This is a genomic window from Devosia sp. (assembly GCF_036676215.1).
Lineage (GTDB): Bacteria > Pseudomonadota > Alphaproteobacteria > Rhizobiales > Devosiaceae > Devosia.
The window spans coordinates 1-2,038 of the sequence record NZ_JAKFDJ010000098.1 but is presented as its reverse complement, the minus strand read 5'-3'; the positions used below and the strand labels follow the sequence as shown (position 1 = coordinate 2,038).

The 2,038-nt window shown below is 63.5% G+C and carries 1 protein-coding gene and 2 pseudogenes; 2 read left to right on the top strand and 1 reads right to left on the bottom strand.

Going from position 1 to position 2,038, the window contains the following annotated elements:
• Positions 1 to 645: pseudogene (locus tag V6M52_RS09995) on the top strand (amidohydrolase); the annotation flags it as partial.
• 78 nt (positions 646 to 723) lie between these two features.
• Here the strand turns inward: V6M52_RS09995 and V6M52_RS09990 are convergent.
• Positions 724 to 1,218 carry an Lrp/AsnC family transcriptional regulator gene (locus V6M52_RS09990; protein WP_332700910.1) on the bottom strand — a complete coding sequence of 165 codons (495 nt, stop codon included), beginning with the start codon at positions 1,216 to 1,218 and terminating at the stop codon, positions 724 to 726.
• Positions 1,219 to 1,654: 436 nt separating this feature from the next.
• Between V6M52_RS09990 and V6M52_RS09985 the strand changes: the two are divergent.
• A pseudogene (locus V6M52_RS09985) lies at positions 1,655 to 2,038 on the top strand (hypothetical protein); the annotation flags it as partial.

Below are 2,038 nucleotides of genomic sequence, written 5' to 3'. Positions count from 1 at the left end.
ACGACGGTGGAGCGCCGGCTGCTCGGCTACGCCGCGCCCAATTTCGGGAACAAGCCGCTGGCGGAGGCCGCCTACGCCAACATCAAGAGCGTCGGCATGCCTCAGTGGTCCGCCGACGACCAGGCCTTCGCCAAGAGCGTTCAGGAGGTGAACAAGTTTAAGCTTGAACCACTTGGAGCCGAGGTGGCGCCGCTCTCGACGCCGGATAGCCGGACCGGCCTGATGGGCGGCGGGTCGGACGACATCGGCGACGTCATGTGGACGGTCCCGACCATCACCATCCGCTATCCTTCGAACGTGCCCAACGCCATCGGCCACAACGTCACCGCGGCCATGGCGATGGCGACGCCCATCGCTCACAAGGGCGTTGTTGTCGGGGCCAAGGCCGTGGCCCTGACCGTGCTGGACATCGCCACCACGCCATCGCTGGTCACCGCGGCGAAGGACTACTTCCAGAACGTCCAGCTGAAGGATCGGAAGTACGATCCGGTCCTGACCAAGGACGACAAGCCCGGCATCCACCTGAACGCCGAGATCATGTCCCAGATGCGGCCGAAGATGGAGCCCTACTACTACAACCCCAAGAAATATAAGAGCTATCTGGAACAGATGGGCGTCAAGTATCCCAATCCCCCGGCCAAATAGCCTCTCCGCGCGCCTGGCGCGGAGGCCGGTTGCGCGGAGTAGTTCGGGGAGGCGCCCAGCGTCTCCCCGAACGGATTCCTAGGCCTTGTCCTGGAACACGATCGGCGGCGTGCCCCGCCGCGCGACCTCGCGCATCACGAAACTGCTGCGGATCTTCGCCACGTGCGGCAGGGTGGAGAGTTCGCGGCGATAGACCCGGTCATAGTCCTCGAACGACTCCACGTTCAGCATGAGCAGGAAGTCCGTATCGCCGGAGACGAAGCCGCAATAGGAGACCGAGGGGCACTTCACCACCTCGCGCTCGAACTCATTCAAGGCCCGCTCCGCCTGGGAGCTCAGCTCGATGGCCACGAACACCACCACGCTATAGCCGAGCATCGGCATGTTGAGGTTGGCCGAGTAGTTCAGCACCGCCTGGCGCTCCTCCAGGCTCTTGCGCCGTCGCGCCACGGCCGTGCTGGAGAGATTGATCTTCTCCCCCAGCCAGACGTCCGAAGCCCGCCCGTCGATGCAGAGCTCCCTCAGGAGGCGATAATCGACGTCATCAAGCTCAATTTGTTCGGATTTCGACATCGATCCTGTGACTCCATGCATAAATCAGCGGCACAAACCCATTTTCGGCGCTGAAAACCCGCATTTCGCAAGTCAAATTTGCGCGCCGGATTAGCATGACCTCAATCGCGATCGGGGCGCGTGGTGGTCTTGCGCCACCAACCGTCACCAACCGCCGCGCGAACATTTGCTGCTCCGCCCTCCAGAGGCGGTCCACGGGGGTGGAAACAAACGGGATGCGCCGCGAGCTATCGCGGTGGGCCGGGACCTAGTTTCCGGGCGGCGAGTCCAACCGTTTGGACGGTCGGGCGAGGATTCAATACCAAGTCTAACAGACGGCGTGTCGAGTATATCGGCGCCAGATGGAACCGCTTTGCCCTTCCCAAAGGCGCATCGTGACAAGAATTACAATGAAGGTCGCCCGCTTAAATTAACGAACACTTATCTGGGGATAGAAATGAAGCTCGCAGAAAGCCTTCGGTCGGCATTGAACGTTCGACGCCATGCGCTCGCGACGGTCAGCGTGGCAGCCCTTCTCGTGTCGGGTCAGGCCGCCTTCGCCCAGTCCGAGACGGACACGGCGGCGGGCGACGACGCCGTCGACGAGGTCGTCGTCACGGGATCGCGGATCGCGCGCGACGGCTATGACGCGCCGACGCCGGTGAACGTCCTGGGGGCCCAGGAAATCGCCGCCGCCGCGCCAGCGAACATCGCCGATTTCGTCAACACAATGCCTTCGGTGGCCGGCAGCTCGACGGCGGCCAGCTCCTCAGGGGCGCTCAGCAACGGCGCGGCCGGCATCAGCGCGCTCAACCTGCGTTCGCTGGGCACCGGCCGGACC

Excerpts from the sequence above, each read along its gene's own strand:
- V6M52_RS09990 (WP_332700910.1), bottom strand. The coding sequence starts at position 1,218 with ATGTCGAAATCCGAACAAATTGAGCTTGATGACGTCGATTATCGCCTC.